Source organism: Mycetocola saprophilus (genome assembly GCF_000718085.1).
GTDB lineage: Bacteria > Actinomycetota > Actinomycetes > Actinomycetales > Microbacteriaceae > Mycetocola > Mycetocola saprophilus.
Window position 1 is genome coordinate 439,480 of record NZ_JOEC01000002.1, and the last position, 24,458, is coordinate 463,937.

Annotated in this window: 19 protein-coding genes; 11 read left to right on the top strand and 8 right to left on the bottom strand. The window is 66.6% G+C overall.

The genetic code is table 11. The features are described from left to right. Positions 1-19: 19 nt before the first annotated feature. Positions 20-5,107 (bottom strand): Lhr family ATP-dependent helicase, encoded by a 5,088-nt coding sequence (locus IE92_RS0107865; protein WP_030147950.1) that lies wholly within the window; start codon positions 5,105-5,107, stop codon positions 20-22. Positions 5,108-5,111: 4 nt separating this feature from the next. Then, positions 5,112-5,753, bottom strand: coding sequence for an alpha/beta hydrolase (locus tag IE92_RS0107870; protein ID WP_030147951.1), 642 nt, complete (start codon positions 5,751-5,753; stop codon positions 5,112-5,114). Positions 5,754-6,044: 291 nt separating this feature from the next. Here IE92_RS0107870 and IE92_RS0107875 point away from each other — a divergent pair, with 291 nt between their 5' ends. Then, on the top strand, positions 6,045-6,617 hold the full coding sequence (locus tag IE92_RS0107875; RefSeq protein ID WP_030147952.1) for an NUDIX hydrolase family protein: 573 nt from the start codon (positions 6,045-6,047) through the stop codon (positions 6,615-6,617). 152 nt (positions 6,618-6,769) lie between these two features. On the opposite strand, the gene IE92_RS0107880 is transcribed toward IE92_RS0107875, so the two are convergent. After that, entirely contained in the window at positions 6,770-8,425 is a 1,656-nt protein-coding gene (locus tag IE92_RS0107880; RefSeq protein ID WP_030147953.1) for a DEAD/DEAH box helicase, read from the bottom strand. 737 nt (positions 8,426-9,162) lie between these two features. On the opposite strand from IE92_RS0107880, the gene IE92_RS0107885 reads away from it, so the two are divergent. The 4 genes from IE92_RS0107885 (at position 9,163) to IE92_RS0107900 (ending at position 11,147) form a co-directional block, all read left to right on the top strand. After that, a complete protein-coding gene (locus tag IE92_RS0107885) occupies positions 9,163-9,597 on the top strand; it encodes a hypothetical protein (protein ID WP_030147954.1) in 435 nt (144 codons plus the stop codon). Continuing rightward, positions 9,594-9,833, top strand: coding sequence for a holin (locus tag IE92_RS0107890; protein WP_030147955.1), 240 nt, complete (start codon positions 9,594-9,596; stop codon positions 9,831-9,833). Before IE92_RS0107885 ends, IE92_RS0107890 begins: the two co-directional genes overlap by 4 nt. A gap of 352 nt (positions 9,834-10,185) precedes the next feature. Then, on the top strand, positions 10,186-10,422 hold the full coding sequence (locus IE92_RS18280) for a hypothetical protein (protein ID WP_156027462.1): 237 nt from the start codon (positions 10,186-10,188) through the stop codon (positions 10,420-10,422). Between the two features lie 158 nt (positions 10,423-10,580). Then, entirely contained in the window at positions 10,581-11,147 is a 567-nt protein-coding gene (locus IE92_RS0107900; protein ID WP_156027463.1) for a hypothetical protein, read from the top strand. 31 nt (positions 11,148-11,178) lie between these two features. Here IE92_RS0107900 and IE92_RS0107905 read toward each other — a convergent pair whose 3' ends face one another. Further along, positions 11,179-11,784 carry a hypothetical protein gene (locus IE92_RS0107905; protein WP_051701693.1) on the bottom strand — a complete coding sequence of 202 codons (606 nt, stop codon included), beginning with the start codon at positions 11,782-11,784 and terminating at the stop codon, positions 11,179-11,181. 300 nt (positions 11,785-12,084) lie between these two features. On the opposite strand from IE92_RS0107905, the gene IE92_RS0107910 reads away from it, so the two are divergent. From IE92_RS0107910 to IE92_RS0107925, 4 genes are all read left to right on the top strand, one after another. After that, positions 12,085-12,315, top strand: coding sequence for a M23 family metallopeptidase (locus tag IE92_RS0107910; protein WP_030147959.1), 231 nt, complete (start codon positions 12,085-12,087; stop codon positions 12,313-12,315). Positions 12,316-12,380: 65 nt separating this feature from the next. Further along, the gene (locus IE92_RS18285; RefSeq protein ID WP_156027464.1) at positions 12,381-12,551 is read left to right on the top strand and encodes a hypothetical protein; all 171 of its coding nucleotides are present in this window, start codon (positions 12,381-12,383) and stop codon (positions 12,549-12,551) included. Positions 12,552-12,656: 105 nt separating this feature from the next. After that, a complete protein-coding gene (locus IE92_RS18545) occupies positions 12,657-13,250 on the top strand; it encodes an EVE domain-containing protein (RefSeq protein ID WP_162178499.1) in 594 nt (197 codons plus the stop codon). A gap of 55 nt (positions 13,251-13,305) precedes the next feature. Then, positions 13,306-13,878 carry a 2-phosphosulfolactate phosphatase gene (locus IE92_RS0107925; RefSeq protein ID WP_051701691.1) on the top strand — a complete coding sequence of 191 codons (573 nt, stop codon included), beginning with the start codon at positions 13,306-13,308 and terminating at the stop codon, positions 13,876-13,878. Between the two features lie 123 nt (positions 13,879-14,001). On the opposite strand, the gene IE92_RS0107930 is transcribed toward IE92_RS0107925, so the two are convergent. From IE92_RS0107930 to IE92_RS0107945, 4 genes are all read right to left on the bottom strand, one after another. Further along, on the bottom strand, positions 14,002-14,655 hold the full coding sequence (locus IE92_RS0107930; RefSeq protein WP_245601244.1) for a CGNR zinc finger domain-containing protein: 654 nt from the start codon (positions 14,653-14,655) through the stop codon (positions 14,002-14,004). A gap of 58 nt (positions 14,656-14,713) precedes the next feature. Beyond that, positions 14,714-15,247: a DUF1697 domain-containing protein gene (locus IE92_RS0107935; RefSeq protein ID WP_030147963.1), complete on the bottom strand. Its 534-nt coding sequence runs from the start codon at positions 15,245-15,247 to the stop codon at positions 14,714-14,716. A gap of 49 nt (positions 15,248-15,296) precedes the next feature. Next, complete coding sequence (locus IE92_RS0107940) at positions 15,297-15,788, bottom strand: SprT-like domain-containing protein (RefSeq protein WP_030147964.1); 492 nt, start codon at positions 15,786-15,788, stop codon at positions 15,297-15,299. A 67-nt stretch (positions 15,789-15,855) separates the two neighbouring features. Further along, entirely contained in the window at positions 15,856-16,731 is an 876-nt protein-coding gene (locus IE92_RS0107945; RefSeq protein ID WP_030147965.1) for a spermidine synthase, read from the bottom strand. 277 nt (positions 16,732-17,008) lie between these two features. Between IE92_RS0107945 and rpoB the strand changes: the two genes are divergently transcribed. Continuing rightward, the gene (gene rpoB, locus IE92_RS0107950) at positions 17,009-20,500 is read left to right on the top strand and encodes a DNA-directed RNA polymerase subunit beta (protein ID WP_030147966.1); all 3,492 of its coding nucleotides are present in this window, start codon (positions 17,009-17,011) and stop codon (positions 20,498-20,500) included. A gap of 46 nt (positions 20,501-20,546) precedes the next feature. After that, positions 20,547-24,425: a DNA-directed RNA polymerase subunit beta' gene (rpoC, locus tag IE92_RS0107955; protein WP_030147967.1), complete on the top strand. Its 3,879-nt coding sequence runs from the start codon at positions 20,547-20,549 to the stop codon at positions 24,423-24,425. Positions 24,426-24,458 lie beyond the last annotated feature (33 nt).

A 24,458-nucleotide genomic window follows, 5' to 3' on the forward strand; every position in this document is an offset into this window, starting at 1 on the left:
GACACGACAGTGCGCGCGCTCACGCGATCCCCCGGCGGATGCGCAGACCCTTGGGGGTATCCGAGAAGCCTGCTGCACGCAGCACCAGCGCCGCGGGGCTGGCATGCACCGAGCCGCCGTTGAACTTCTCGATCGCCAGCTTATCCACGTGTCCCGCACGCACCAGCGCCACGAGCGAGGCGGCGGCCAGAGCCACCCGGTCGGGATCCGTGGTGAAGGTCAGCAGGGACTTTCCGCCGCGTTCGAGGTACAGCACCAGGTCGCCATCCACGAGCGTCACCAGGCCGCCGGCCTTGCGGCCCGGGCGATGACCGGTGGGGACGGCATCCGGGGTGGGCCAGGGGCTCTCGGCACCGGCCGCGGGCCAGGGGAGCGCCGCACCAAACGGGTTGGCCGGGTCGGTGGCTGCGAGCGTGCGGATGCGCGGGGGTGCGGGATTGGGGTCGGGCAGGATCGCGCGGCGCAGTCGATCCACACTCGATGCCTGCGCGAACTGCGCACCGCCCAGGCCCTCGATGAAGTATCCCCGGCGTACTCGACCGGCGGATTCCATCTCGGCGAGCACCCGATAGGCCAGCGCAAAACCGCCCGCCGCGCCCTCGGCCATGACCGAGCCGCGGGTCAGCACGCCGTAGCGTTCGAGCAGCAGTTCGGCATCGGCGGCCCCGCGCACGGTGGGGTCCACAATCGGTGCGGGAAGCAGCGACCAGCGCCCCGACAGGTGCGGCGGCGCACCCTCGCGGGGTACGCCGTACGTGCTGCGCCGGGGGAGCACCGGGCGGCGAGCGGAGACGCCGGCCGCGGAGGAGCGCGCGCCGAGGCCGGTGCCCTCGTCGGATGCGCCGTCGGTGAGTCCGGATTCGCGGGGACCGATGCTCTCGTTCCCCGTATCGTCGCCCGCCAGCGCCTCATCGCGGAAGGACACGGCCCCACCCGGGCCCAGGGCCCGCGCACCGCCGCCGGGTACCCCGTAGGCTCCGGCGCCGTTCATCGGGACCGCGCCGCCGAGCGAGCGAGCCCGCGACAGGCGCGACCGGTTCAGCCGGGCACGCGGTGCCGGCGCCGCCGCCTTATGCGCCCCGCGTCCGGCGGTGAAACCACGCAGCGGGGCGAGGGTGTCACCGGCGACCAGGCCCGCCCACACCAGTTCCCACAGCACCTCATCCAGGCGCGCAGAGGAGATTTCGGGCAGCGCCTGCTGGAGCTGGGCGAAGAAGAATGCACCGCCGCCGGCGAGGACGTCGAGGACCGCCGCGTGTTCGGGACCGAGATCCGGCTCGGTCGGGGGTGCGGCGAGTGTGTAGGGGGCCAGGTCCGCCGGATGCAGCGCGACCCAGCCATCCCGCGCCCCGAGATTGCCCATGCCCGACCAGATCACCTCGCCGCTCGCGGTCAGCCGATCCAGCAGCGCCGGGGTGTAGTCGCGCACCCGTAGCGGGAGGATCAGGGTTTCCCAGGCGGAGGCGGGCAGGTAGAGTCCGGCGAGCTGATCCACGACGCTCAGCACGCCGTCGATCCCGTGCAGGTCGCCGCCGAGGCCGTGCCAGTCGTCGAGGAAGCGGGCGAAGGTGTCCGGGGAAACCGGCTCGACCTCCTGACGCAGCGCGGCCAGCGAGCGCAGCCGCAGCCGGCGCAGGACCTCGGCATCACACCATTCGGCGGCGCGGGCGGGATCCTCGGGCTCGACCGACACCTCGGGCAGGAATTCGCCCCGCACCAGGCGGCGCGCATCGGCGAGGCGTCCCAGGGTGTGGGTCACCACGGCGATCCCCAGCCCGAATCGGTCGGCCACCGTGCCCGCCCGGAACGGACCGTGGCTGCGGGCGTAGCGACCGATCAGGTCGCCCAGCGGATCGGGTACCGACTCGGTAAACACGGCGGGAACGCCCGGGGGAAGCGGAACGCCCAGGGCGTCGCGCACGCGGGAGGCATCCTCGATGGCGATCCAGTGCACCGTTCCCCGCACCGAGATGGGCAGCGCCCGCCGGGTGCGTTCGAGCTCGCTCAGGTAGCCCTCGGCATCGGTGAGCGACACCGGGGGAACGACCGGGATTTCGGGGTCGGATGGTTCGCCGTGGGAATCGGAACGTGCCTCGACCGGGCGCAACCGCTCGGCGACCTCATCGGCCCGCAGCGGTCCCAGCAGGCGCAGTAGGTCGGCGGTGCCCTCGATCCCGCGCAGGCGGCGTTCGGGGTCGAGGCGCTGCAGCTCGGCCTCGGTCTGGGCGAGGACGTCGGGATCCAGCAGCTCGCGCATCTCCACGCGGCCCAGCAGCTCGGCCAGCAGCTGCGGATCGAGGCTCAGCGCGGCGGCCCGCCGCTCGGCGATCGGCGCATCCCCCTCGTACATAAACGCGCCCACGTAGCCAAACAACAGCGCGGCCGCATAGGGGCTCGCCGATTCGGTTTCCGTCTCGGCGATGCGGACCGAACGCGATTCCAGCCGCTTCGCCAGGTCGATCAGCGCGGGGACGTCGTACACATCCTGCAGGCACTCGCGCACGGCCTCCAGCAGGATCGGGAAGGTGGGATAGTTGCGGGCCACATCCAGCAGCTGCGCCGAACGCTGACGCTGCTGCCACAGCGGTGCACGCTTGCCGGGATTGTAGTTGGGCAGGAGCAGCGCCCGGGCGGCGCTCTCCCGGAATCGGGAGGCAAACAGCGCCGAGGATCCCACCTCGGCGGTCACGATCTCCTCGAGTTCGGCCGGATCAAACAGGAACAGGTCGGCCCCGGGTGGCTCGGCCTCGGCGTCGGGCAGGCGCAGCACGATCCCGTCGTCGCTGGCCACCGGGGTGCCGTTGATGCCCAGGCGCTCCTGCAACCGCGCGCCCACCGCGAGAGCCCAGGGCGCGTGCACCTGCATGCCGTAGGGGGAATGCAGCACGATTCGCCAGTCGCCCAGCTCATCCCGGGTGCGCTCGACCACGAGCGTGCGATCGGTGGGCAGCGTGCCGGTTGCCTCCTTCTGGGCGGCGAGATAGGCCCGCAGGTTGTCGATGGCAAAGGGATCGAGTCCGGCGGCGCTCAGCCGGGTGGCCGCGGGTTCGGGATCCAGCGCGGCGATCTCCCGGGCGAATGCGCCCAGCGCCTTGCCCAGTGCCGCGGGGCGGCCCAGGCCGTCGCCGCGCCAGAACGGCAGCCGTCCGGGTTGTCCGGGCGCGGGGGTGACGATCACCCGGTCGTGGGTGATCTCGCGGATCTTCCAGCTCGTCGTGCCCAGCGCAAACACGTCGCCCACCCGCGACTCGTACACCATCTCCTCATCCAGCTCGCCGACGCGCGAACCGGTGCCACCCTCGCCGTCGCCGACGAGGTACACCCCGAACAGGCCGCGGTCGGGAATCGTGCCTCCGGCGATGACCGCGAGGCGCTGCGCGCCCGGGCGTCCGGTCAGGGTGCCGTCCTCGCGGTCCCAGATCACGCGCGGTCGCAGCTCGGCGAACTCGTCACTGGGATAGCGACCGGACACCAGATCCAGCACCGCGTCAAACGCCGCCCGAGGGAGGGCCGAGAAGGGGGCGCTGCGTCGGACGGACTCAAACCAGTCCTCCACGGCGATGGGTTCTAACGCACATACGGCGACGGTCTGCTGGGCCAGGATGTCCAGCGGGTTGCTGGGCACCCGAAGCTGTTCGATCTCGCCGGCGAGCATCCGCTCGGCCGAGACCGCGCTGGAGAGCAGGTCGGAGCGATGTTTGGGATAGAGGAACCCGCGCGAGACCTCACCCACCTGGTGTCCGGCCCGTCCGATGCGCTGGAGCCCGGCGGCCACCGAGGGCGGGGACTCGATCTGAATGACCAGATCCACCTCGCCCATGTCGATGCCCAGCTCGAGGCTCGAGGTGGCCACCACGCAGCGCAGACGCCCGGTTTTCAGGTCGTCCTCGATCTCCGCCCGCTGCGCCTTGGCCACCGAACCATGGTGGGCGCGGGCGAGGATCGGAGCTTCGGGATCGATGCCGTTGGTCTGCCCGCTGCCGCCCACGAGCTGCGCGGGCGGGAGCAGGGTATCGAGGTCCGGGACAGTCGAACCCAGCCGGGCCGCATACTGCTCGTTGAGCTGCGCGGTGAGGCGCTCGGCCAGGCGACGCGAGTTCACAAACACGATCGTCGAGCGGTGCTCGAGGATCCGCTCGATCACCGACTCCTCAATAAAGGGCCAGATCGATCCCGGCCGATCCACCTCGGGCAGATCCTCGGAGGAACGAGTAGTAGTGCCGCTGGAACGCTCAGACCCGGGGAGGTTACCGGAGGAACGGGCCGATCCCCCTTGCGCTTCACCGGGATCAGCGGTGAGATCGATAAAGCCGTCGTCCTCGGTGTGCAGGGGCCCATGCTCGGTGGGACCCTCGGACACCGAGTACCGCGGCAGATCGGTCATATCCGGAACGGGCACGATGACCCGCAGATCAAACTTTTTCTGCGAGACGGGCTTCACGATGGTGACCGGGGCCGTGCCACCGAGAAAGCGCGCGACCTCGGCCTCGGGGCGCACGGTCGCCGAGAGCCCGATCCGCTGCACGGGTTCGGGCACCAGCGCATCCAGGCGTTCCAGGCTGAGCGCCAGATGAGCCCCACGCTTGGTTGAGGCGACCGCGTGAATCTCGTCGATGATAACGGTGTCCACTCCGCGCAGGGTCTCCCGGGCCGAGCCGGTGAGCATCAAAAAGAGCGACTCGGGGGTCGTGATCAGGATGTCCGGCGGATTCTTGATCAGCGCTCGCCGCTCGGCCGCCGGGGTGTCACCCGAGCGGACGCCGACCCGTAGATCCCGTACCGCGATGCCCTCGCGCTCGGCGGTGCGGCGGATACCGCTGAGCGGGGCGCGGAGGTTACGTTCGACGTCGACGCCGAGGGCCTTGAGCGGGGAGATGTAGAGCACCCGGGTCGTGGTTTCCGGCGGCTCGGTGGTGGCCAAGCGGTCCAGGGCCCAGAGGAAGGCCGAGAGAGTTTTTCCCGAACCGGTGGGGGCGATCACCAGGGTGTTGTCGCCGCCGGAGATGGCCTTCCACGCGCCGGCCTGGGCGGCCGTGGGCGCGGCAAAGGACTCGGCGAACCAGGTCCGAGTCGCCGGGCCAAACCCGGTCAGTGCCACGCGGGCCACGGCCCTAGTACTGCCGATCGAGGAAGGCGCGCAGATCCGCCAGCTCGGGACCGGAGATCGAGTGGTCCAGGCCCTCGTAGATGCGACCGGAAAGGGTCGAGTGATCGGGCAGCCAGTCGGTGGTGCGCGCCACGGCCTCGTCGCTGATCACGGTGTCGGCGCTTCCGCGACCCCAGAACACCGGGGGACGGGTTTCCTGCAAAATCGCGTCTCCGGGCTGGTCTCCGGCCACCACGAACCCCGCGAGGTTGCCGGCGAAGGCGAAGCGCTCGGGGGCGCGACGCAGCAGGTGGACGGACATGGCCCCGCCCTGGGAGAACCCGGCGGCGGCGACGCTGGTCGGGGTGAAGGGGAGGGCATCGATCCAGGCGATGATGGCATCCACCGAGGCGTCCAGGCCCGCGGGGTCGGGGGCACCGGGGACCGCGAGCGGGAACCAGGACCAGCCATCGATCGGCCAGGGGGCCTGCAGCGGAGCGCGCAGCGAGGCGATCACCGGGGCCTCGGGGAGGTGCGGGACCAGACCAAACAGGTCGGCCTCGTTGGACCCGTAGCCGTGCAGCAGGAGCAGCAGCGGACGTCCGGCGCGCTCCTCCTCGGGAACCGACCAGAGAACGGCATCGGGGTTGATCGCGGGGAGGGACATCGGCGGATCCTTCGGCTCGGGACGTGTGGCTAAACGGGTCACCTCCCAGGTTAGGCTCTTCCACCGACATCCGCACCAGCCGCCGCCTTCGGTCGCGCTCGCCCGAAGCGAACTGTGTTCTATAGGGCCTCGCTTCCGGCGTTGTTGTTCGGTGACCTCGTTGCGCTCACTCGAAGCGAACTGTGTTTTGTGCGGCTCGCTTCCGGCGTCGTTGTTCCTCGACCTCATGGCGCTCGCTCGAAGCGAAATCGATTGGCTCGCTTCCCCCGGCGAATCTTGTAAGAATGAAGCATGAGCGTACGCACCCCGGATCCCGAACCGCTGCCCGATGAGCCGAGCCGTCCGGTGAACCCGGGCTGGCTGAGTGATGTGGAGCTGGAGGAGATCCGGCACCGCCTGCCCCTGCTGTATGTGGAGGCAATCCCCGTGCGCCAGGACGGACTGGGCCAGGTCACCGAGGTGGGCATCCTGCTCCGGGGTACCGCGCTGGGCGCGATCACCCGCACCATCGTCTCGGGTCGGGTGCTCTACGGCGAGACCCTGCGCGAGTCGCTGTTCCGGCACCTGGAAAAGGATCTGGGCCCGATGGCCTTCCCGCTGCTGCCCGCCTCCCCGGTCCCGTTCCACGTGGCCGAATACTTCCCGCTGCCCGGTGTCTCGGCCTTCACCGATGAGCGTCAGCACGCGGTCTCCCTCGCCTATGTGGTGCCGGTGACCGGAACCTGCGAGCCGCGCCAGGATGCCCTGGAAATCACCTGGCTGACCCCCGAGGAGGCCTCGAGTGATGCGCTCGCCGCCGAGATGGAGGGCGGCCGCGGCACCCTGCTGCGTGCGGCGCTGGCCTCGGTCGGCGCGCTGCGCTAATCGCCCTCGAAGCCGGGAGCACGCCGTTCCCGAGTGAATAAAGGTGGGCCCCATCCGAAATGATCGGATGGGGCCCACCATTATTTGTCTCGCCGAAACTCTGGCCGAAGCCTTGTTTGGCCGAAGCTCCGTGTGGCCGGAGCCGCTAGCGACTAGTAACCGCTGGGAGCGGAGGCGCGACGCGGACCGTTGCCGCGACCGCGCGAGTTGCCGCCGTCGGAGCTGGTCGAGTACATGGCCGAGGAGCCGCCGCGGGTGTTGCCACCGCGACCGCCACCGGACTCGCCACGACGGGCCTGACCGGCACCGGCACCCTGACCGCGTCCGCCCTGACCGCGTCCACCCTGGCCGGCACCCTGACCCGAACGCTGAGCGCCCTGGCCGCGTCCGCCTTCGGTGCGCTGTCCGCCGCGACCGCCCTCGGTGCGCTGGCCACCCTGGCCGCGTCCACCTTCGGAACGCTGTCCGCCCTGGCCGCCGCCCTGCTGAGCCTTGCGCTGTCCGCCACCGGGACGGTCGGCGCGACCCTCGCGGATCGCACGCTTACGCAGCGCGTTGGCACCCTGGCTCTTGCCGCCGCCACCCTGCTGCTGGACCGGGGCCAGCGGCGCGGGCTTCACAAACGCGGCAACCGGGCCAACCAGCTCGGTCACGGCGGCCGAGTCGGCATCCACCTGCTGGAAGTCCACGGTGATCGCGGCCTTCTTCATGATCTTCTTGAGGTCATCGGTCTGGCTGGGCAGGCAGATGGTCACCACGTCACCCTCGGTGCCCGCACGTGCGGTACGGCCCGAGCGGTGCAGGTACGCCTTGTGTTCCATGGGCGGGTCGACGTGCACAACCAGCTCGACACCATCCACGTGCACACCACGGGCGGCAACGTCGGTGGCCACCAGGACGCGCACGCCCTCGGGGCCGGTCGAGCCGAATGCTGCCAGGTTGCGGTCACGCTGGGGCTGGGAGAGGTTTCCGTGCAGGTCCACCGCGGGGATGCCCTGCGAGGTGAGCTGCTTGGCCAGCTTCTTGGCCTGGTGCTTGGTGCGGGTGAAGAGGATCCGCTTGCTCTGACCGCTGGCCAGGGTGGTGATCAGGTCCTTCTTACCCTCGAGCGAGGAGATCGAGAAGACGTGGTGGGTCATCGCGGCCACGTGCGAGGTGGCCTCGTCCACCGAGTGCAGAACCTCGTTGTGCAGGAAGCGGCGCACGAGCTTGTCCACACCGTTGTCCAGGGTGGCCGAGAACAGCAGTCGCTGACCGTTTTCGGGGGTGGCCGAGAGCAGACGGGTGACAACCGGGAGGAAGCCGAGGTCGGCCATGTGGTCGGCCTCGTCGATCACGGTGATCTCCACGGCGTCCAGGCGCACGTGGCCCTGCTTCATGAGGTCTTCCAGGCGGCCGGGGCAGGCCACGACGATGTCGACGCCGGCGTTCAGCGCGTTGACCTGACGGGTCTGGTTGATGCCACCGAAGATGGTGGTGGTCTTCAGACCGTAGGCCTCGGCCAGCGGGTTGATGACCGCGGCGATCTGGGTGGCCAGCTCGCGGGTCGGGGCGAGGACCAGACCCAGCGGGCGGCCGGGACGACGGTTGCCGCCGGCCAGCTCGGTGGCCAGGCGCGCGACGAGGGGGATCGAGAAGGCGAGGGTCTTGCCCGAGCCGGTCTTTCCGCGGCCGAGGACGTCGCGTCCGCCGAGGGTGTCGGCCAGGGTGTCCACCTGGATGGGGAAGGCGTTCTCCTTGCCGTCGGCCGCGAGGACCTTAACGAGCGGAGCGGGAACGCCGAGTGAGGCGAAAGTTGTTTCTGACATGCTGGTGCCTTTCGGGCATCACGTCCCCGCGGGCAGCGGCACAGCCGAGCTTCGGGGCAGGGGTGGCGAAGGCGCAGGTGTGCGCATCCGTTCGCCGTATGAAGTGTCATCGAATCGGCGTGGCCGACGAGAGAGGGAGCGTTCTACGACGCACGTGAGCGTGGGGCGGTGCCCCAAACGAGATCACGAGTGCTTCCAGTCTAGCGCGACCGCTCGCTCACGCCCAATACTCACGGGGAAAGCACATCGGGAGGGGCGGATCGAAAAATCATCCATCGTCCCGCCCTCGGGGGCGAATCGTTGACTCCGGGCGAAACACTCCCCCGAGAGTTTGTCTTCTATGTCGCCCAAATGACACTTATTTGTCAAATTAACTTGAGTGAATGAAAACGAAAGCGTAGAGTCGTTGACATGAACACGGTGATTGTCACCAAGACGATCGCCGGTTCTGATGGGGCAGCTGCCTCATCTCACACGGCGGTTCCTGTGACGGGGTCGCGACTTCCTCATTACCCGCCTCGGCGGGTGGGTCGCGGCGCTAGACGGATGCCACGGGCGTAGAGGCGTCCCGGGTAGCTAGGAAACACGAACCCACGATTTTCGCGAATGGAAGGAGCACAGATGACGACCACACACTACGTAGCCGGCGGTCAGCCGGGATTCCCCTTGAAAAATGCGTCAACCGGTGCCGTCCTTCCCGGGCGACGATCGGTGTGGCACGGGCGGGTGAGCGCCGAGTGAACGCCGGTGAACTCACCGCCTGGGCGGGTGAGGCCACCATCGCGCAGGCAGTGCTGGTAGCGGGGGCGATCATCGCGGTCGCGACCCTCTGCTGGCGCGTCTGGCCCTGGGTCAAGGGGTTTGTCGCGCTGGTGAGTGCGCTGGGGGACCTTCCCCGGTTCCTCGTGGACACCCGACGTCATGCCCGTGAAACGACCGCGGTCCTGACCGCGGTGAAGGACGAGGTGCTCCCCAACCATGGGGGCAGCATGCGGGACGCGGTGGACCGGGGCGAACGTGCCTCGGCCGAACTCGCGGTCAGACTCGGGGCCGTCGAACAGAAGCTGGCCGACTTGGAGGACACGCTAACCCGGGACAACACCCGAATCGCGGTGCTCGAGGCGGTTCAGCCGCGCGATGCGCGTGGCCGGTTCATGAAGGAGGAGGGATGAGTATTTTCACCCGAAAGTTCTGGTCCTATGCCGGAGAACGGGCCATCAAAACCATGGCACAGGCGGCCGTTGCCCTGATCGGCACCGGAAGCCTGGGGCTGCTGGAGGTCCAGTGGTGGGGCGTGTTTTCGGCCTCGCTGTTGGCCGGGATCATCTCGGTCCTGACCTCGATCAGCACCCCGCAGGTTGAGGATGCACACCTCGATCGGTTCCGGGACTTCCCGCCCGGAACCTAATGCCTCGGAGCGCATCTCGTGTTCCGAGATTCACAAGAAACACATAACGAAAGGAGGAGTGATGGCAAGACTTCCGTTTGCGCGGAGTCAGGTGACCCAGGTTTTTGGGCCGCGTGATTTTCCGCAGGACCCTTTCCACAAGGGGATCGATTTTGGCTCGGGTGTCAGCGTCGGGCTGGCAGTTCCGGTCGCGGCGGCTGGAACCGTTATCGGTTCGGGCCAGAGTGCGGCGATCAACTTTTGGAAAGAGGTTGATCATGGTGGTGGCTGGACCACGCGCTATCACATGTTGGGGTCGTCCGCCGGTCCCCCCGGACCGACCGGTCCCACCACCCCCAAAATTGGAGAAGACATGCCCAAGATCCTTAAGGTGCCGAACGGTACCATCGCCCTGATTTCCGAGCTTGGCCAGACCGTGTACACCAGCATGAGCGGTGGGCAGGGTTTCAGCATCGGTGCCAACACCAAGGCCTACGGCGAGGTGACCCTCGCGACCGAGGACGAAATGACCACCCTGCTGCGCGAGTCGCGTAACCGCTACTCGCAGCTGGTGGCGGATGTGGCGGCGGCGGTCAAGGCCGCCCGCTAGGCCCATCCGAGCGGGCGCATTCCCGGGATAATTTCCGGGGGCCGGCAGACGGGACCGGGGCACCGCGGGGTGCCCCGGTTTTGCCGTGTGCGTCGAGGGATCCTTCGGATTCGGACGTGGGCGAGGCGACTCTGGTGCAAAGCACGCAGGCTGGAGTGATGAGCAAAACCAGCGATATGAGCACCCACCCGTCCATCCGCACGCGCGTGGTACGCGCGCTGCCGATTATGCTGGTCGCCGGATTGGCGCTCGCCGGATGTGTGGTCCAGGCACCGGCAGCCGTCCCCGCGGGATCCGCGGAAACAAACCCGGCGTCGTCGCAGCGTGCCGGGGCACCGCGGGGCACGACGGTTCCTGCCGGTGAACGTGACGAGCAATCGAGGGTCCGCCACGTAGAGCTCCGGGTATCCGGAGACGGCGCGGGCGCGTTGATCAGAGACCTCACGGTATTGGAGAGTGAGGACCGTCGGCATCACGATGACGACGAGCGCGACCGCGAAAACGCCGCCGGCGCCACCGAGCACGCACTCCCCTGGAGCACCGAATTCGACCTCACGCTGGACCCCACTGGCGACTATCAAAAGGTCATCGTCTGGGCCCAGAACACCCCCGGGAACTTCGGGGAGATTCGCTGCGAGATCTACGTGGATGGTGAGCGCAAATCCCACCACGATGAGGATGGCGACGATTCGGTCAGCTGCGATAGGAAGCTCGACCTGGACTAACGACGCGACATTTCGGCAGTGTCTGCGAGCGTTAGCTCGCGGGCTCGTCGGCGCGGGGATTCTCCGCGCGCTCTGCCCACCCGGGGGCGAGCGCGCGGATTTTTTGTCCGCGCCACTGCCACAGCGCCCAGAGCACCGGCCAGTACAGCGGGGCCACCGGACCGTGAAACTCGACCCGGTCGCGCCAGAGCGTGCGGTCGGGGTCCCCGGGCAGCGGGGAGACGGCCATCCGGTGCCGCCATCCGGTCAGCAGCGCAAGCGGGCCCGAGGTTGCCCCGCCGGTGTCCACAAAGAGGTGGGTCCGGCCCTCCTCGGCCTGTTCGAAGCCCACTCGGATGACCTGGCGGCCCAGCGGAATGATGCCAAATAGCCGTGCGCGGCACTCGACCGAACCCGGTTCCCACATCGTGGCCACGGCTTCGAGGTTGTCCAGCTCGATCGCGGTGCCGCCGCTGTCCGGGACGAATCCGCCGATCGGTCGCACATCCACCAGCGGCGAATACAGCTCGCGAACGACGGCCACCGAACGCAGGGCTCGCCAGGCGGCGTCGGCCGGGGTGTCCATCGCGAATTTCAGCTGAACGTACATCACACCAGTCTGGGTGATGACGCCGAAGAACACCAGCAGTGCGCTCATGCGCCAGAGCCCGGATACACAAGAAAACCATCGGTTGTCATCATGCTGGGCGTTGAAGCACCAAACTCGGTGCTCGCGACATCAAAGCGTTGTCACATAGTCGCCGTTTTCTCGGTTTAGTGAGCAAATTAGTTTGCTTTTAATGTCAACGAGTGCCTAATCTAGTGGACATGAGGGATCCTCCCCGACGGGGTAAACCGGATCTCTTGGTCAGGGGGCTCCCATTGTGGTGGCCCCATCGCAGAAACACACACAGTGAAAGGAGGAGTGATGGCAAGACTTCCGTTTGCGCGGAGTCAGGTGACCCAGGTTTTTGGGCCGCGTGATTTTCCGCAGGACCCCTTCCACAAGGGGATCGATTTTGGTTCCGGTGTCAGCGTCGGGCTGGCGGTGCCGGTCGCCTCGGCCGGGATCGTGATTGGTTCGGGCCAGAGTGCGGCGATCAACTTTTGGAAAGAGGTTGATCATGGTGGTGGCTGGACCACGCGCTATCACATGTTGGGGTCGTCCGCCGGTCCCGTTCCGCCGTAGATCCGCTGACAAACATCAACAACATCCCAAGTCCCGGGGTACCGTCCCCGGAGGAAGAGATTTCCATGATTCGCATTCAGTCCCCGGGTCGCGGCTCCGCGCTCATCGGCCCCGGTTTTTTCCGTCCCCTGCGTAACGCCGAGGAGATCGAGCAGTCGACCCCGGTGATTCTGCGCCACGTCAACGGCAACGACCGTCAGTTCGATATCTGGCGTGCTCTCGCGGTGGGCGGATAACGGATCGGCAGCCCGGTCGTCCGAGTTCCCGGGCGATCGGGTTTTCCCGCGCCGGGTGTGATGGCGCGCCGCTCAAGCATCGGTTGTATGCGGTAAAAAGAACCTATGGCGATCCGTTATTGGCTCGGGGTAGTGTCCGGGCAGCAGGCCGCGTGGTGTCGGCACCACGGGGTGTTTGCGGTGTCGCCGGGTCTGCGCCGCGAGCTCGCCGACCTGGGCGAGGCCGATGGAATCGTACTCTACAGCCCACGCACCCGTCCCACCGATGAGGATCCGCTGCGCGCGTTTACCGCGATCGGTCGTCTCACGGCCGCGGAGGTGCGCCGCGTGGATATCCCCACCCCGCCGGGTGAGCGCCTGCGGCCCTGGCAGCGGGCGGTGCGCTGGGAGGCCGACGCCGATGTGATTCCGCTGCGCCTGCTGCGGGATGTCCTGGATCTCTCGGCCGGCTGGGACTGGGCCAAACCCCTGCGCCGCGGACTGATCGAAATCTCCGCCCACGATTTCCGGATCCTGCGGGAGGAGATGGGGCCGCCGCTACCCGAGGAGCGTCCGCGGGGCATTGCCGCCTCGGGTCCGGGTGCCGACCCCACCATCGCGCCCGGTGCCGGGCTGCTGCGCTGGCGGGAGGAGCAGCCGGCGGAGACGCCCGGCGGTGCGCTTCCGCTCTGGGTGGCCGACCCCGAGGAAACAGTATGACGGGAATCATGACACCCGACATGAATGCGGGGTCCCGGCGGATTACACTGGCACCGTGACCGATTCCAGCCTCCCCGAAACCTTCGCCCCCGCCCAGGCCCGCTACCAGGTGCGCTTCGACTTCGGATCGGCCGGGCTGCGTCGCCTCGCCGACGCCGACATCATCGTCTGGGTGGATGCCCTGCCCGAGGCGGGCTCGCTGCCGAGCCTGGATGAGGTCGCGCCGACCAGCGCGATCATCCTCGGTGCCCTCACCACCCGCTCGGCCGTGGCCGACTGGATCCTGCGCCGCCAGGTGGACCTCGGCACGCGGGTCAGCATCGCCCTGGTCGCCGCCGGCTTCGAGGATGGATTCGCGAGCCACGATCTGCTGGCTGCCGGTGCGATCATCGAGGCCCTCGCCGATCGCGGGATCGATTTCACCTCCCCCGAGGCCGCCGTGGCCGGTGCCGCCTATGCGGGCCTGCGTCAGGCCAGCGGACACCTGTTCACGGCCTCGGTAGTGGGCCAGAATGTGCGCCGCAAGCTGAGCCTGGAACCGGTCAAGGCGGCCGCCCAGATCGACAGCCAGACCGAGGTTGTGGTGCTGCGCGAGTCGCCGGTTCCGGTCGCGGCACACGCCGAGTAACGCCGCACAGGGGTGCCGGTACGGGCTCGTCCGTGCGGGGCCCCTGCCTCGATTCGGCCCGTTCGTCTGTGGGCCCCGTCTTCCGGTATCCGGAGACGGCCGTCGAGTGCGCGGTCTCCCGCGCTACAGCGTGGGCAGGCGGTTCCCGGCCAGGGCCAGCTGCGTGCGCTCGGCGAGGCGTGCGCGATGACGACGCACCTTATCTCGGTTGCCACAGCGCTGCATTGAGCACCAGCGACGGGTTCCCGCGCGGGAGGAATCGAAGTAGATCAGGTCGCAGTCGTCGGCCGCGCAGTGGCGCAGGCGTCCGGCCAGGCGGCCCGAGAACAGGGCCACGGCATCGCGGGCGATGCTCGCCAGCACCTGGGCCGCGCGCGGTTCGGTGCGGCCGGCCTGACGGGCCCCGCCGGCCAGGCGTGCCGGGACATCCGGGGTGGCCGCATACAGGTTCAGCATGTCGATGTCGGTGCCCGCGGGCGGGTACTCATCGGCCAGGGCGCGGGCGATCCGCGCGATGGTGGATCGCAGGGCTTGGGCATCCTGCAGATCGCGGTCGGTCGCGGGGGAGCAGGGGATGCGCACGGTCAGCCAGGTCCCCAGCGCGATCGGGTCGCCCAGCAGCTCCACGGCCTCGTCGAGGTGGCCGTCGGCCGCGCCCCAGGCACCGGTGTAGCAGAAGTCAAGCGCGGTGCTGCCGCTGTCAAACAGCCAGGTCACGCCCTCTCGGGAGCGGAACTCTTGGCCCGTCGCAACGGTTTCACCATTCTGATCAATCACGAACCCAAGGGTATTGAATTCGGGGCCCGAACGTGAAATCACGTGCGTGATGCGCGCGCTAGCTGGCGCGCGCCAGGATCTTCTGCAGCGTCCCGATATTGCGGGTGGTGATATTCAGACCGCGGGTTCCGGCCCGAGCCGTCGCCTTGGCAAACGGGGTGGTGGTGCTGGAACCGCGCGGGACCGACCACCAGAGCACATGGCCCTCGGGGTCGCGCGCTACCCGGTCTTCGCCCTCCGCGTCCCAGGCTGTCAGTGCGGCCCAGGTTTCGGTGTGGTCGGGGGAGGGAGCGGCAAACACCACGTAGCGGTGACGCTCGGGATCCTCGGCAAACGGTACCCGGGTCAGCAGTGATGCCAGGCCGGATATCTCAACCACGATGACCCGGGCCGAGTAACCGAAGTGCTCGGAGAGTGCGCGTTCGATGGTGGCGGGCTCGATCGCCCCGGAAAAGCACACGTTGCCCGTGGCCAGAACCGTGCTCACCGATCTCAGCCCCAGGTCGGTGAAGACCGCGGCCAGCTCGGCCGAGGTGATCCGCACCCCGCCGACGTTAATCCCGCGCAGCAGCGCTACGCGTTTGGCGCTCATCGCGCGTGATCCACCGTGAGAGCGGGGAACGCGGTCGGCAGGCGGGTGCTCATCGGCTCACCATCGCCGCGGCGCGGGTGGCCGCGGTGATCTCCCGGCGAATCCAACGCAGCTCATACTGCGGATCAAAGCTCGCCGAGCACTCGGCGCAGGAGCTGCGACGCACGGGCTTGCGGTAGCGAAAGATCGTATGACCCTGGGGACACGTGCCCACCCAGGGTGCCAGCTCATCGGCAGTCTCGCCGTGGTGCAGGCGGGAACCCTCATAGCCCAGTCCCTCGGCCACGCGCCGCCACTTGGGGCCGTGGGCGGCCCGGGACCCGGCGAGGGCGTGGGCAACCTCGTGCAGCAGGATCTGATGGATCTCGTCGTCCTCATAGCGGGCGGCGAGATAGCGGGAGACGGAGATCTCCTTGGCGGTGTAATTGCACAGCCCGGCTCGCCGCTTAGCGTTGTCGAAGCGGAAACTCCATCCCTGGTTGGGGAGGTGCAGCGTGATGAGTGCCTGCGCCCAGATTCGGACGCGCTCAAGATCGGCCATGAGACTACGGTAACCCCTCCCGGTGACTTTGGCGCCCGGAATGGGGAAACTGGGTCCCGAAGTGGGGTTAGCTTCCCTGCCTATTGAAGGTGAATACACCGCGGTCGGGCAGCGGGGAACCCACGGCATCGGCGTCGGTGGCGGGCCGGGCACCGCCGATGAAGTCGCGTAGCTCGGAGCCCTGCACGGCCTTGGCGGGGTGCGGACCACCGGCAAGCAGGCGCGGAATGAAGTCCATCGGGAGCGGCGCGAACGAGCCGATCAGGACCACGTTGCCAAACCGGCGTCCCTTGAGGATCTGGGTTTCGGCCAGCGCGGCCACGTTTTCGGTGACCGCACCGAGGGTGGCGGCCTGACCGCGCGCAAACGCGAGTCCCGGGCCGTCGGCCACATTGACCGCGATGATCCCGGTGGGGGAGAGGAATTTGGCGACCTCACGGTAGAACTCGACGCTGGTCACATGGGCGGGGGTCTGACCGCCGGAGAAGATGTCGACCACGATCAGATCGCAGGCCCCGTGCATCCCCGCGGGCAGCTTGCCCAGGGTTTCGCGGGCATCGCCGTAGCGGACCCGAATGGCCGCACGCTTGGGCCAGGGGAGGTGCTCGCGCACCAGGTCGATCAGCTCGCGCTCGAGCTCCAGTACCTGCTGGCGGCTGCCGGGTCGGGTGGCCTCCACGTAGCGGGGCAGGGTCAGCGCGCCGGCACCCAGGTGCAGGGCGGTGATCGGCTTACCGGGGGTGTCCAGCAGGTCGATGACGTGACCGATGCGCTGCACGTATTCGAAGAACAGGTTGTCCGGGCGGTCCAGATCCACATGCGATTGCGGGGTGCCGTCCACCACCAACTGGAACGTGCCGGGCATGAAATGGTCGGGCTCGATCACCGCGTGATAGCCGCTAATGCCGAGTTGGACGCCGGGGTTTTCCTGCTGTTGAGCCACAGATAGAGCGTAGCTTACGGCCGTGGCAGTGGATCACTCGCGCGCTTATACCGGACCGCTTCAAACTTTTCAACTCGCGTACTGGACTTTGCGCGAATTGTCGCATATGCTTGACCTTTGCGCTCCCAGACGTTTCACCACGCCTTCATATTGCGGTCGGCCTCGGTGCTTCACTACCCAGATAACGGGGTTATGAAGTGTCCGCACTGTTCGTCCGGCGAGTACTCCACCTTACTCACGGTAACTAGGCCCGACGGGGCCCACGGAGGTAATTTCCTTGGCTGCTGCGCGCAACGCATCCACCACTTCACCCAAGAACGGCCGCGGGCACTCCCGCCTGTCGTTCGCAAAGATCACTGACACCCTAACGGTCCCCGACCTGCTGGCTCTCCAGACCGAGAGCTTCGACTGGCTGGTTGGCTCGGAGGCGTGGAAGACCCGCGTCGCCGAGGCTGAGGCCGAGGGACGCAACGACCTGCCGACGAACTCGGGCCTCGATGAGATCTTCGAGGAGATCTCCCCCATCGAGGACCTGGGCGAGACCATGCAGCTCAGCTTCACCGCTCCGTTCCTGGAGCCGGAGAAGTACTCCATCGAGGAGTGCAAGGAGCGTGGCAAGACCTACGCTGCTCCGCTGTACGTCGAGGCTGAGTTCATGAACCACCTCACCGGCGAAATCAAGACCCAGACGGTCTTCATGGGCGACTTCCCGCTGATGACCGAGCGCGGTACCTTCATCATCAACGGTACCGAGCGTGTGGTTGTGTCCCAGCTGGTTCGTAGCCCCGGTGTCTACTTCGAGCGCACCCCCGAGAAGAACTCCGACAAGGACCTCTACTCGGCACGCGTCATCCCGAGCCGTGGTGCATGGCTCGAGTTCGAGATTGACAAGCGCGACCAGGTTGGTGTGCGTATCGACCGTAAGCGTAAGCAGTCGGTCACCGTCTTCCTCAAGGCCCTGGGTCTGACCAGCGAAGACATCGCCAGCGAGTTCGCCGGCTACGAGTCGATCGCCCTGACCCTGGAGAAGGACTCGATCGTCTCCAAGGACGACGCCCTGCGCGACATCTACCGCAAGCTGCGTCCGGGCGAGCAGGTGGCCGCCGAGGCTGCCCGCGCCCTGCTGGACAACTTCTACTTCAACTCCAAGCGCTACGACCTCGCCAAGGTGGGTCGCTACAAGATCAACAAGAAGCTTGGTCTTGAGGCACCGCTGACCGACTCGGTGCTGACCGTCGAAGACATCGTCTCGACCATTAAGTACCTGGTGCGTCTGCACGCCGGCGAGACCCACTTCACCGGTGTCCGTAAGGGCGCTCCGGCGGAAATCCGCATCGACACCGACGACATCGACAACTTCGGTAACCGTCGTATCCGTGCCGTGGGTGAGCTCATCCAGAACCAGGTCCGTACCGGCCTCAGCCGTATGGAGCGCGTGGTTCGCGAGCGCATGACCACTCAGGACATCGAGGCGATCACCCCGCAGACCCTGATCAACGTGCGCCCCGTCGTCGCCGCGATCAAGGAGTTCTTCGGAACCTCGCAGCTGTCGCAGTTCATGGACCAGAACAACCCGCTCGCGGGTCTGACCCACAAGCGTCGTCTGTCGGCCCTGGGCCCCGGTGGTCTGAGCCGTGAGCGCGCCGGTGTCGAGGTGCGAGACGTTCACCCGTCTCACTACGGCCGCATGTGCCCGATTGAGACCCCTGAAGGCCCCAACATTGGTCTGATCGGTTCGCTGGCATCGTTCGCACGCATCAACGCCTTCGGTTTCATCGAGACCCCCTACCGTCGCGTTGTCGACGGTGTGGTGACCGAGAACATCGACTACCTGACCGCCATGGAAGAGGACGACTTCATCGTCGCCCAGGCAAACGCACCGCTGAACGAGGACGGTTCGTTCTCCGAGGACCGCGTGCTGGCTCGTAAGAAGGGTGGAGAGGTTGACCTCTTCGCACCCGACGAGATCGGCTACATGGACGTCTCCCCGCGCCAGATGGTGTCGGTCGCGACCTCGCTGATTCCGTTCCTCGAGCACGACGATGCAAACCGCGCGCTCATGGGTGCCAACATGCAGCGTCAGGCTGTGCCGCTGCTGCAGAGCACCTCGCCCATCGTGGGAACCGGTATGGAGGGCTTCGCGGCCATCGACGCCGGTGACGTGGTGACCGCAAACCGCTCGGGTGTTGTGGCTGAGGTTTCGGCAGACGCCGTGACCGTTCAGCTCGACGAGGGCGGCTCGGAGACCTACTACCTGCGCAAGTTCGACCGCTCGAACCAGGGCACCAGCTACAACAACCGCGTGGTTGTGACCGAGGGTGACCGGATCGAGGCCGGCGAGGTTATCGCCGACGGTCCCGCCACCGAAAACGGTGAGCTGGCACTGGGTAAGAACCTCCTCGTGGCGTTCATGACCTGGGAAGGTTACAACTTCGAGGACGCGATGATCCTCTCCCAGAACCTGGTGAAGGACGACACCCTCTCCTCGATTCACATCGAGGAGTACGAGGTTGACGCTCGCGACACCAAGCTGGGTAAGGAAGAGATCACCCGCGACCTGCCCAACGTCTCCCCGGACCTGCTGAAGGACCTGGACGAGCGCGGCATCATCCGCATCGGTGCCGAGGTTCGCCCCGGTGACATCCTGGTCGGTAAGGTCACCCCCAAGGGTGAGACCGAGCTCTCCGCCGAGGAGCGCCTGCTCCGCGCCATCTTCAACGAGAAGAGCCGCGAGGTTCGCGACACCTCGCTGAAGGTGCCCCACGGTGAGCGCGGAACCATCATCGCCGTCAAGGAGTTCAACGCCGAGGACGGCGACGACGAGCTGGGCTCGGGCGTCAACCGCCGCGTCGTGGTCTACATCGCCCAGAAGCGTAAGATCACCGAGGGTGACAAGCTCGCCGGTCGTCACGGTAACAAGGGTGTCATTGCCAAGATTCTGCCGGTTGAGGACATGCCGTTCCTCGCCGATGGAACCCCGGTGGACATCGTGCTGAACCCGATGGGTATCCCGGGTCGAATGAACTTCGGTCAGGTGCTGGAAACGCACCTCGGCTGGATCGCGACCCAGGGCTGGAAGGTTGAGGGCAAGCCCAGCTGGGCCAAGAACCTGCCCGAGCAGGCTCGTGAAGCCGCCCCGGGCACCAAGGTTGCGACCCCGGTGTTCGACGGTGCGTCCGAGGAGGAGATCGCGGGTCTGCTGGACTCCACGATCCTCACCCGTGACGGCGACCGCCTGATCGACCACTCCGGTAAGGCACAGCTGTTCGATGGCCGCTCCGGTGAGCCGTACCCGATGCCCATTTCGGTCGGTTACATGTACATCCTGAAGCTGCACCACCTGGTGGACGACAAGATTCACGCGCGTTCGACCGGTCCGTACTCCATGATCACGCAGCAGCCGCTGGGTGGTAAGGCACAGTTCGGTGGACAGCGTTTCGGTGAGATGGAGGTGTGGGCCCTCGAGGCCTATGGCGCCGCCTACGCACTGCAGGAGCTGCTCACGATCAAGTCCGATGACATCCTTGGCCGCGTCAAGGTGTACGAGGCGATCGTGAAGGGTGAGAACATCCAGGAGCCGGGTATCCCCGAGTCCTTCAAGGTTCTGATCAAGGAAATGCAGTCGCTCTGCCTGAACGTGGAGGTCCTCTCCGCCGATGGCCAGGTTGTGAGCCTGCGCGACACCGATGACGACGCCTTCCGCGCCGCCGAAGAACTCGGTATCAACATTTCTTCCCGGTTTGAGTCCTCGTCCGTGGACGAGATCTAACCAGGCCCACGCAGAGATTTTCCAGAGAATTTCCTGAGGAGAGAAATTGCTCGACGTAACAACTTTTGACGAGCTTCGCATTGGCCTGGCTACCGCCGACGACATTCGTCGTTGGTCGCACGGTGAGGTCAAGAAGCCGGAAACCATCAACTACCGCACCCTGAAGCCCGAGAAGGACGGTCTGTTCGGTGAGCAGATCTTCGGCCCGAGCCGCGACTGGGAGTGCTCCTGTGGCAAGTACAAGCGTGTCCGCTTCAAGGGCATCGTTTGTGAGCGCTGTGGAGTAGAGGTCACCAAGTCCAGCGTTCGTCGTGAGCGCATGGGCCACATTGAGCTCGCCGCCCCCGTCACCCACATCTGGTACTTCAAGGGTGTGCCCAGCCGTCTGGGTTACCTGCTGGACATGGCACCGAAGGACCTCGAAAAGGTCATCTACTTCGCCGCCTACATGGTCATCTCGGTGGACGACGAGGGTCGTCACGCGGACATGCCGGGCCTGGAGAACGAGCTGCGTCTCGAGCTCAAGACCCTGGGTGACCAGCGCGACGCTCGCATCGCCGACCGCCTGAAGAAGCTCGAGGACGACCTCGCAGCCCTTGAGGCCGAGGGTGCCAAGTCCGACCAGAAGCGTCGTGCGAAGGATGCGGCTGAGAAGGAAATGACTCAGACCCGCAAGTCCTTCGACGAGCAGATCGCTCAGCTCGAGCGCGTGTGGGAAGACTTCCGCAACCTGAAGGTTGGCGAGCTGAAGCCCGAGGACACCGTGTTCCACGAGCTGCAGGACCGCTACGGCATGTACTTCGAGGCATTCATGGGTGCCGAGGCAATCAAGAAGCGCCTCGAGACCTTCGACCTGCCCGCCGAGGCCGAGCTGCTGCACCTCCAGATCGCCGAGGGCAAGGGTCAGAAGAAGATCCGCGCCATCAAGCGTCTGAAGGTTGTCAACTCCTTCATCCAGACCGGCAACTCGCCGGCCGCCATGGTGCTCGACGTTGTTCCGGTGATCCCGCCGGAGCTGCGTCCGATGGTTCAGCTGGATGGTGGCCGCTTCGCGACCTCCGACCTCAACGACCTGTACCGTCGTGTGATCAACCGCAACAACCGTCTGGGCCGTCTGCTGGATCTCGGTGCCCCCGAGATCATCGTGAACAACGAAAAGCGCATGCTCCAGGAAGCCGTCGACGCCCTGTTCGACAACGGTCGTCGTGGACGTCCGGTCACCGGTACCGGTAACCGCGCCCTCAAGTCCCTGAGCGACATGCTCAAGGGTAAGCAGGGTCGATTCCGTCAGAACCTGCTCGGTAAGCGCGTGGACTACTCGGGCCGTTCGGTCATCGTGGTGGGCCCGCAGCTGAAGCTGCACCAGTGTGGTCTGCCCAAGCAGATGGCTCTGGAGCTCTTCAAGCCGTTCGTGATCAAGCGCCTGATCGACCTGAGCCACGCTCAGAACATCAAGGCCGCCAAGCGCATGGTTGAGCGCGCCCGTCCCGAGGTTTGGGACGTGCTCGAGGAGATCATCCGTGAGCGTCCGGTGCTGCTGAACCGTGCACCTACCCTGCACCGCCTGGGTATTCAGGCCTTCGAGCCTCAGCTCGTTGAGGGTAAGGCTATTCAGCTGCACCCGCTGGTTTGTGCCGCGTTCAACGCCGACTTCGATGGTGACCAGATGGCTGTTCACCTGCCGCTGTCGGTTGAGGCTCAGGCCGAGGCTCGCATCCTGATGCTCGCCTCGAACAACATCCTGAAGCCGTCGGACGGTCGTCCGGTGACCCTGCCCTCGCAGGACATGATCATCGGTCTGCACCACCTGACCACCGTGACCGAGGGTGCCACCGGTGAGGGCCGCGCGTTCGCGACCGTCTCCGAGGCGATCATGGCCAAGGACCAGGGCAGCCTGGACCTGAACGCCATGGTGAAGATCCGTCTGAACGACGTGCACTTCTACCCGGCCGTCAAGCCCGAGGGCTACGAGGGTGGACCCATCGTGGTCGACACCACCCTGGGTCAGGCACTGTTCAACGAGCTGCTGCCCGCGGACTACCCGTACGTTCAGGACGTCGCAGACAAGGGTCGCCTGTCGGCCCTGGTCAACGACCTCGCCGAGCGCTACCCGAAGAACGTGGTTGCCGCGACCCTGGACAACATCAAGGACGCCGGTTTCCACTGGGCTACCCGCTCGGGTGTCACCGTGGCACTGTCCGACGTTCTCACCCCGCCGAACAAGCGCGAGATCGTGGCCGGCTACGAGAAGAAGGCCGCCAAGGTTCAGAGCCAGTTCGACAAGGGTCTGACCACCGACGCCGAGCGTCGTGCCGAGCTGATCGCCATTTGGACCGAGGCTACCGACAAGGTCGCCGAGGCCATGCGTGCGAACTTCCCCAAGGACAACACCATCAACCGCATGGTGTCCTCGGGTGCACGTGGTAACTGGCTGCAGATCCGTAACATCGCGGGTATGCGAGGCCTGGTGAACAACCCGAAGGGTGAGATCATCCCTCGCCCGATCATCTCGTCCTACCGTGAGGGCCTGTCGGTTGCGGAGTACTTCATCGCAACCCACGGTGCTCGTAAGGGTCTGGCCGACACCGCTCTGCGTACCGCCGACTCGGGTTACCTGACCCGTCGTCTGGTGGACGTCTCGCAGGACGTCATCATCCGCGAGGACGACTGTGGCACCACCAAGGGCCTCTCGCTCCCGATCGCCGCCGTGGACTCCACCGGTGTTCTGGTTCGTGACCCCAACGTGGAAAACTCGGTGTTCGCTCGTTCGCTGGCAACCGCCGCGGTAGCCGACAACGGCACCCTGGTGGCCGACGCCGGTGCCGACGTGGGTGACGTGCTGATCGACGAGCTGGTTGCCGCCGGCGTTCACACCATCAAGGTGCGTTCGGTGCTGACCTGTGAGTCCGCCGTCGGTGTGTGTGCTGCCTGCTACGGCCGCTCGCTCGCTACCGGAAAGCTCGTGGACATCGGTGAGGCCGTGGGTATCATCGCGGCCCAGTCGATTGGTGAGCCCGGTACTCAGCTGACCATGCGTACCTTCCACACCGGTGGTTCGGCTTCGGCCGATGACATCACCCAGGGTCTGCCCCGCGTCCAGGAGCTGTTCGAGGCTCGTACCCCCAAGGGTGCGACCCCGATCGCCGAGGCCGCAGGTCGCATCACCATCGACGAGACCGACAAGGCTCGTAAGGTGATCCTGACCCCGGATAACGGCGATGAGCCGGTTGTCTACCCCGTGCTGAAGCGTGCGACCCTCCTCGTTGAGGACGGCCAGCACGTCGAGCTGGGTGCTCCGCTGCACGTTGGTGCCGTGGACCCCAAGGAGGTGCTGCGTGTGCAGGGCGTACGCGAGGTGCAGAAGCACCTCGTGGGCGGCGTGCAGGGCGTGTACCGCTCGCAGGGTGTGCCGATTCACGACAAGCACATCGAGGTTATCGTTCGTCAGATGCTGCGCAAGGTGACCGTGGTTGACCACGCCGACACCGAGCTGCTGCCGGGTGAGCTGGTTGACCGTTCGCGGTACAACGAGCTGAACCGTGCCGCACTGGCAGAGGGCAAGCGCACCGCCTCGGCGCGTCAGGAAGTCATGGGTATCACCAAGGCTTCGCTGGCCACCGAGTCGTGGCTGTCGGCCGCGTCCTTCCAGGAGACCACCCGGGTTCTGACCCAGGCGGCCATGGAGGGCAAGTCCGACCCGCTGGTGGGCCTTAAGGAGAACGTCATCATCGGTAAGCTGATCCCGGCCGGTACCGGTCTGGCTCGCTACCGTAACGTGGCGGTCGACGCGACCGACGAGGCGAAGGCCGAGCGCTACCCGAACCGGATCTTCGCATCCGACGGCGTGTTCGACGAGAACGACCTCTCGTTTGTGGACTTCGACTCCTTCACCGGTGACGACTTCACCCCGGGTACCTACAACTAGGAGATAACTCCTAAAAAGCCCGCTCGTCTCTTC

What these genes read in the sequence shown, in the direction of transcription:
- IE92_RS18545 (WP_162178499.1), top strand. Translation starts at nt 12,657, where the DNA reads ATGGCGATCCGTTATTGGCTCGGGGTAGTGTCCGGGCAGCAGGCCGCG.
- IE92_RS0107905 (WP_051701693.1), bottom strand. Translation starts at nt 11,784, where the DNA reads ATGAGCGCACTGCTGGTGTTCTTCGGCGTCATCACCCAGACTGGTGTG.
- IE92_RS0107890 (WP_030147955.1), top strand. Translation starts at nt 9,594, where the DNA reads ATGAGTATTTTCACCCGAAAGTTCTGGTCCTATGCCGGAGAACGGGCC.
- IE92_RS0107875 (WP_030147952.1), top strand. Translation starts at nt 6,045, where the DNA reads ATGAGCGTACGCACCCCGGATCCCGAACCGCTGCCCGATGAGCCGAGC.
- IE92_RS0107870 (WP_030147951.1), bottom strand. Translation starts at nt 5,753, where the DNA reads ATGTCCCTCCCCGCGATCAACCCCGATGCCGTTCTCTGGTCGGTTCCC.
- IE92_RS0107900 (WP_156027463.1), top strand. Translation starts at nt 10,581, where the DNA reads ATGAGCAAAACCAGCGATATGAGCACCCACCCGTCCATCCGCACGCGC.
- IE92_RS0107935 (WP_030147963.1), bottom strand. Translation starts at nt 15,247, where the DNA reads ATGAGCGCCAAACGCGTAGCGCTGCTGCGCGGGATTAACGTCGGCGGG.
- IE92_RS18280 (WP_156027462.1), top strand. Translation starts at nt 10,186, where the DNA reads ATGCCCAAGATCCTTAAGGTGCCGAACGGTACCATCGCCCTGATTTCC.
- IE92_RS0107940 (WP_030147964.1), bottom strand. Translation starts at nt 15,788, where the DNA reads ATGGCCGATCTTGAGCGCGTCCGAATCTGGGCGCAGGCACTCATCACG.
- IE92_RS18285 (WP_156027464.1), top strand. Translation starts at nt 12,381, where the DNA reads ATGATTCGCATTCAGTCCCCGGGTCGCGGCTCCGCGCTCATCGGCCCC.
- IE92_RS0107880 (WP_030147953.1), bottom strand. Translation starts at nt 8,425, where the DNA reads ATGTCAGAAACAACTTTCGCCTCACTCGGCGTTCCCGCTCCGCTCGTT.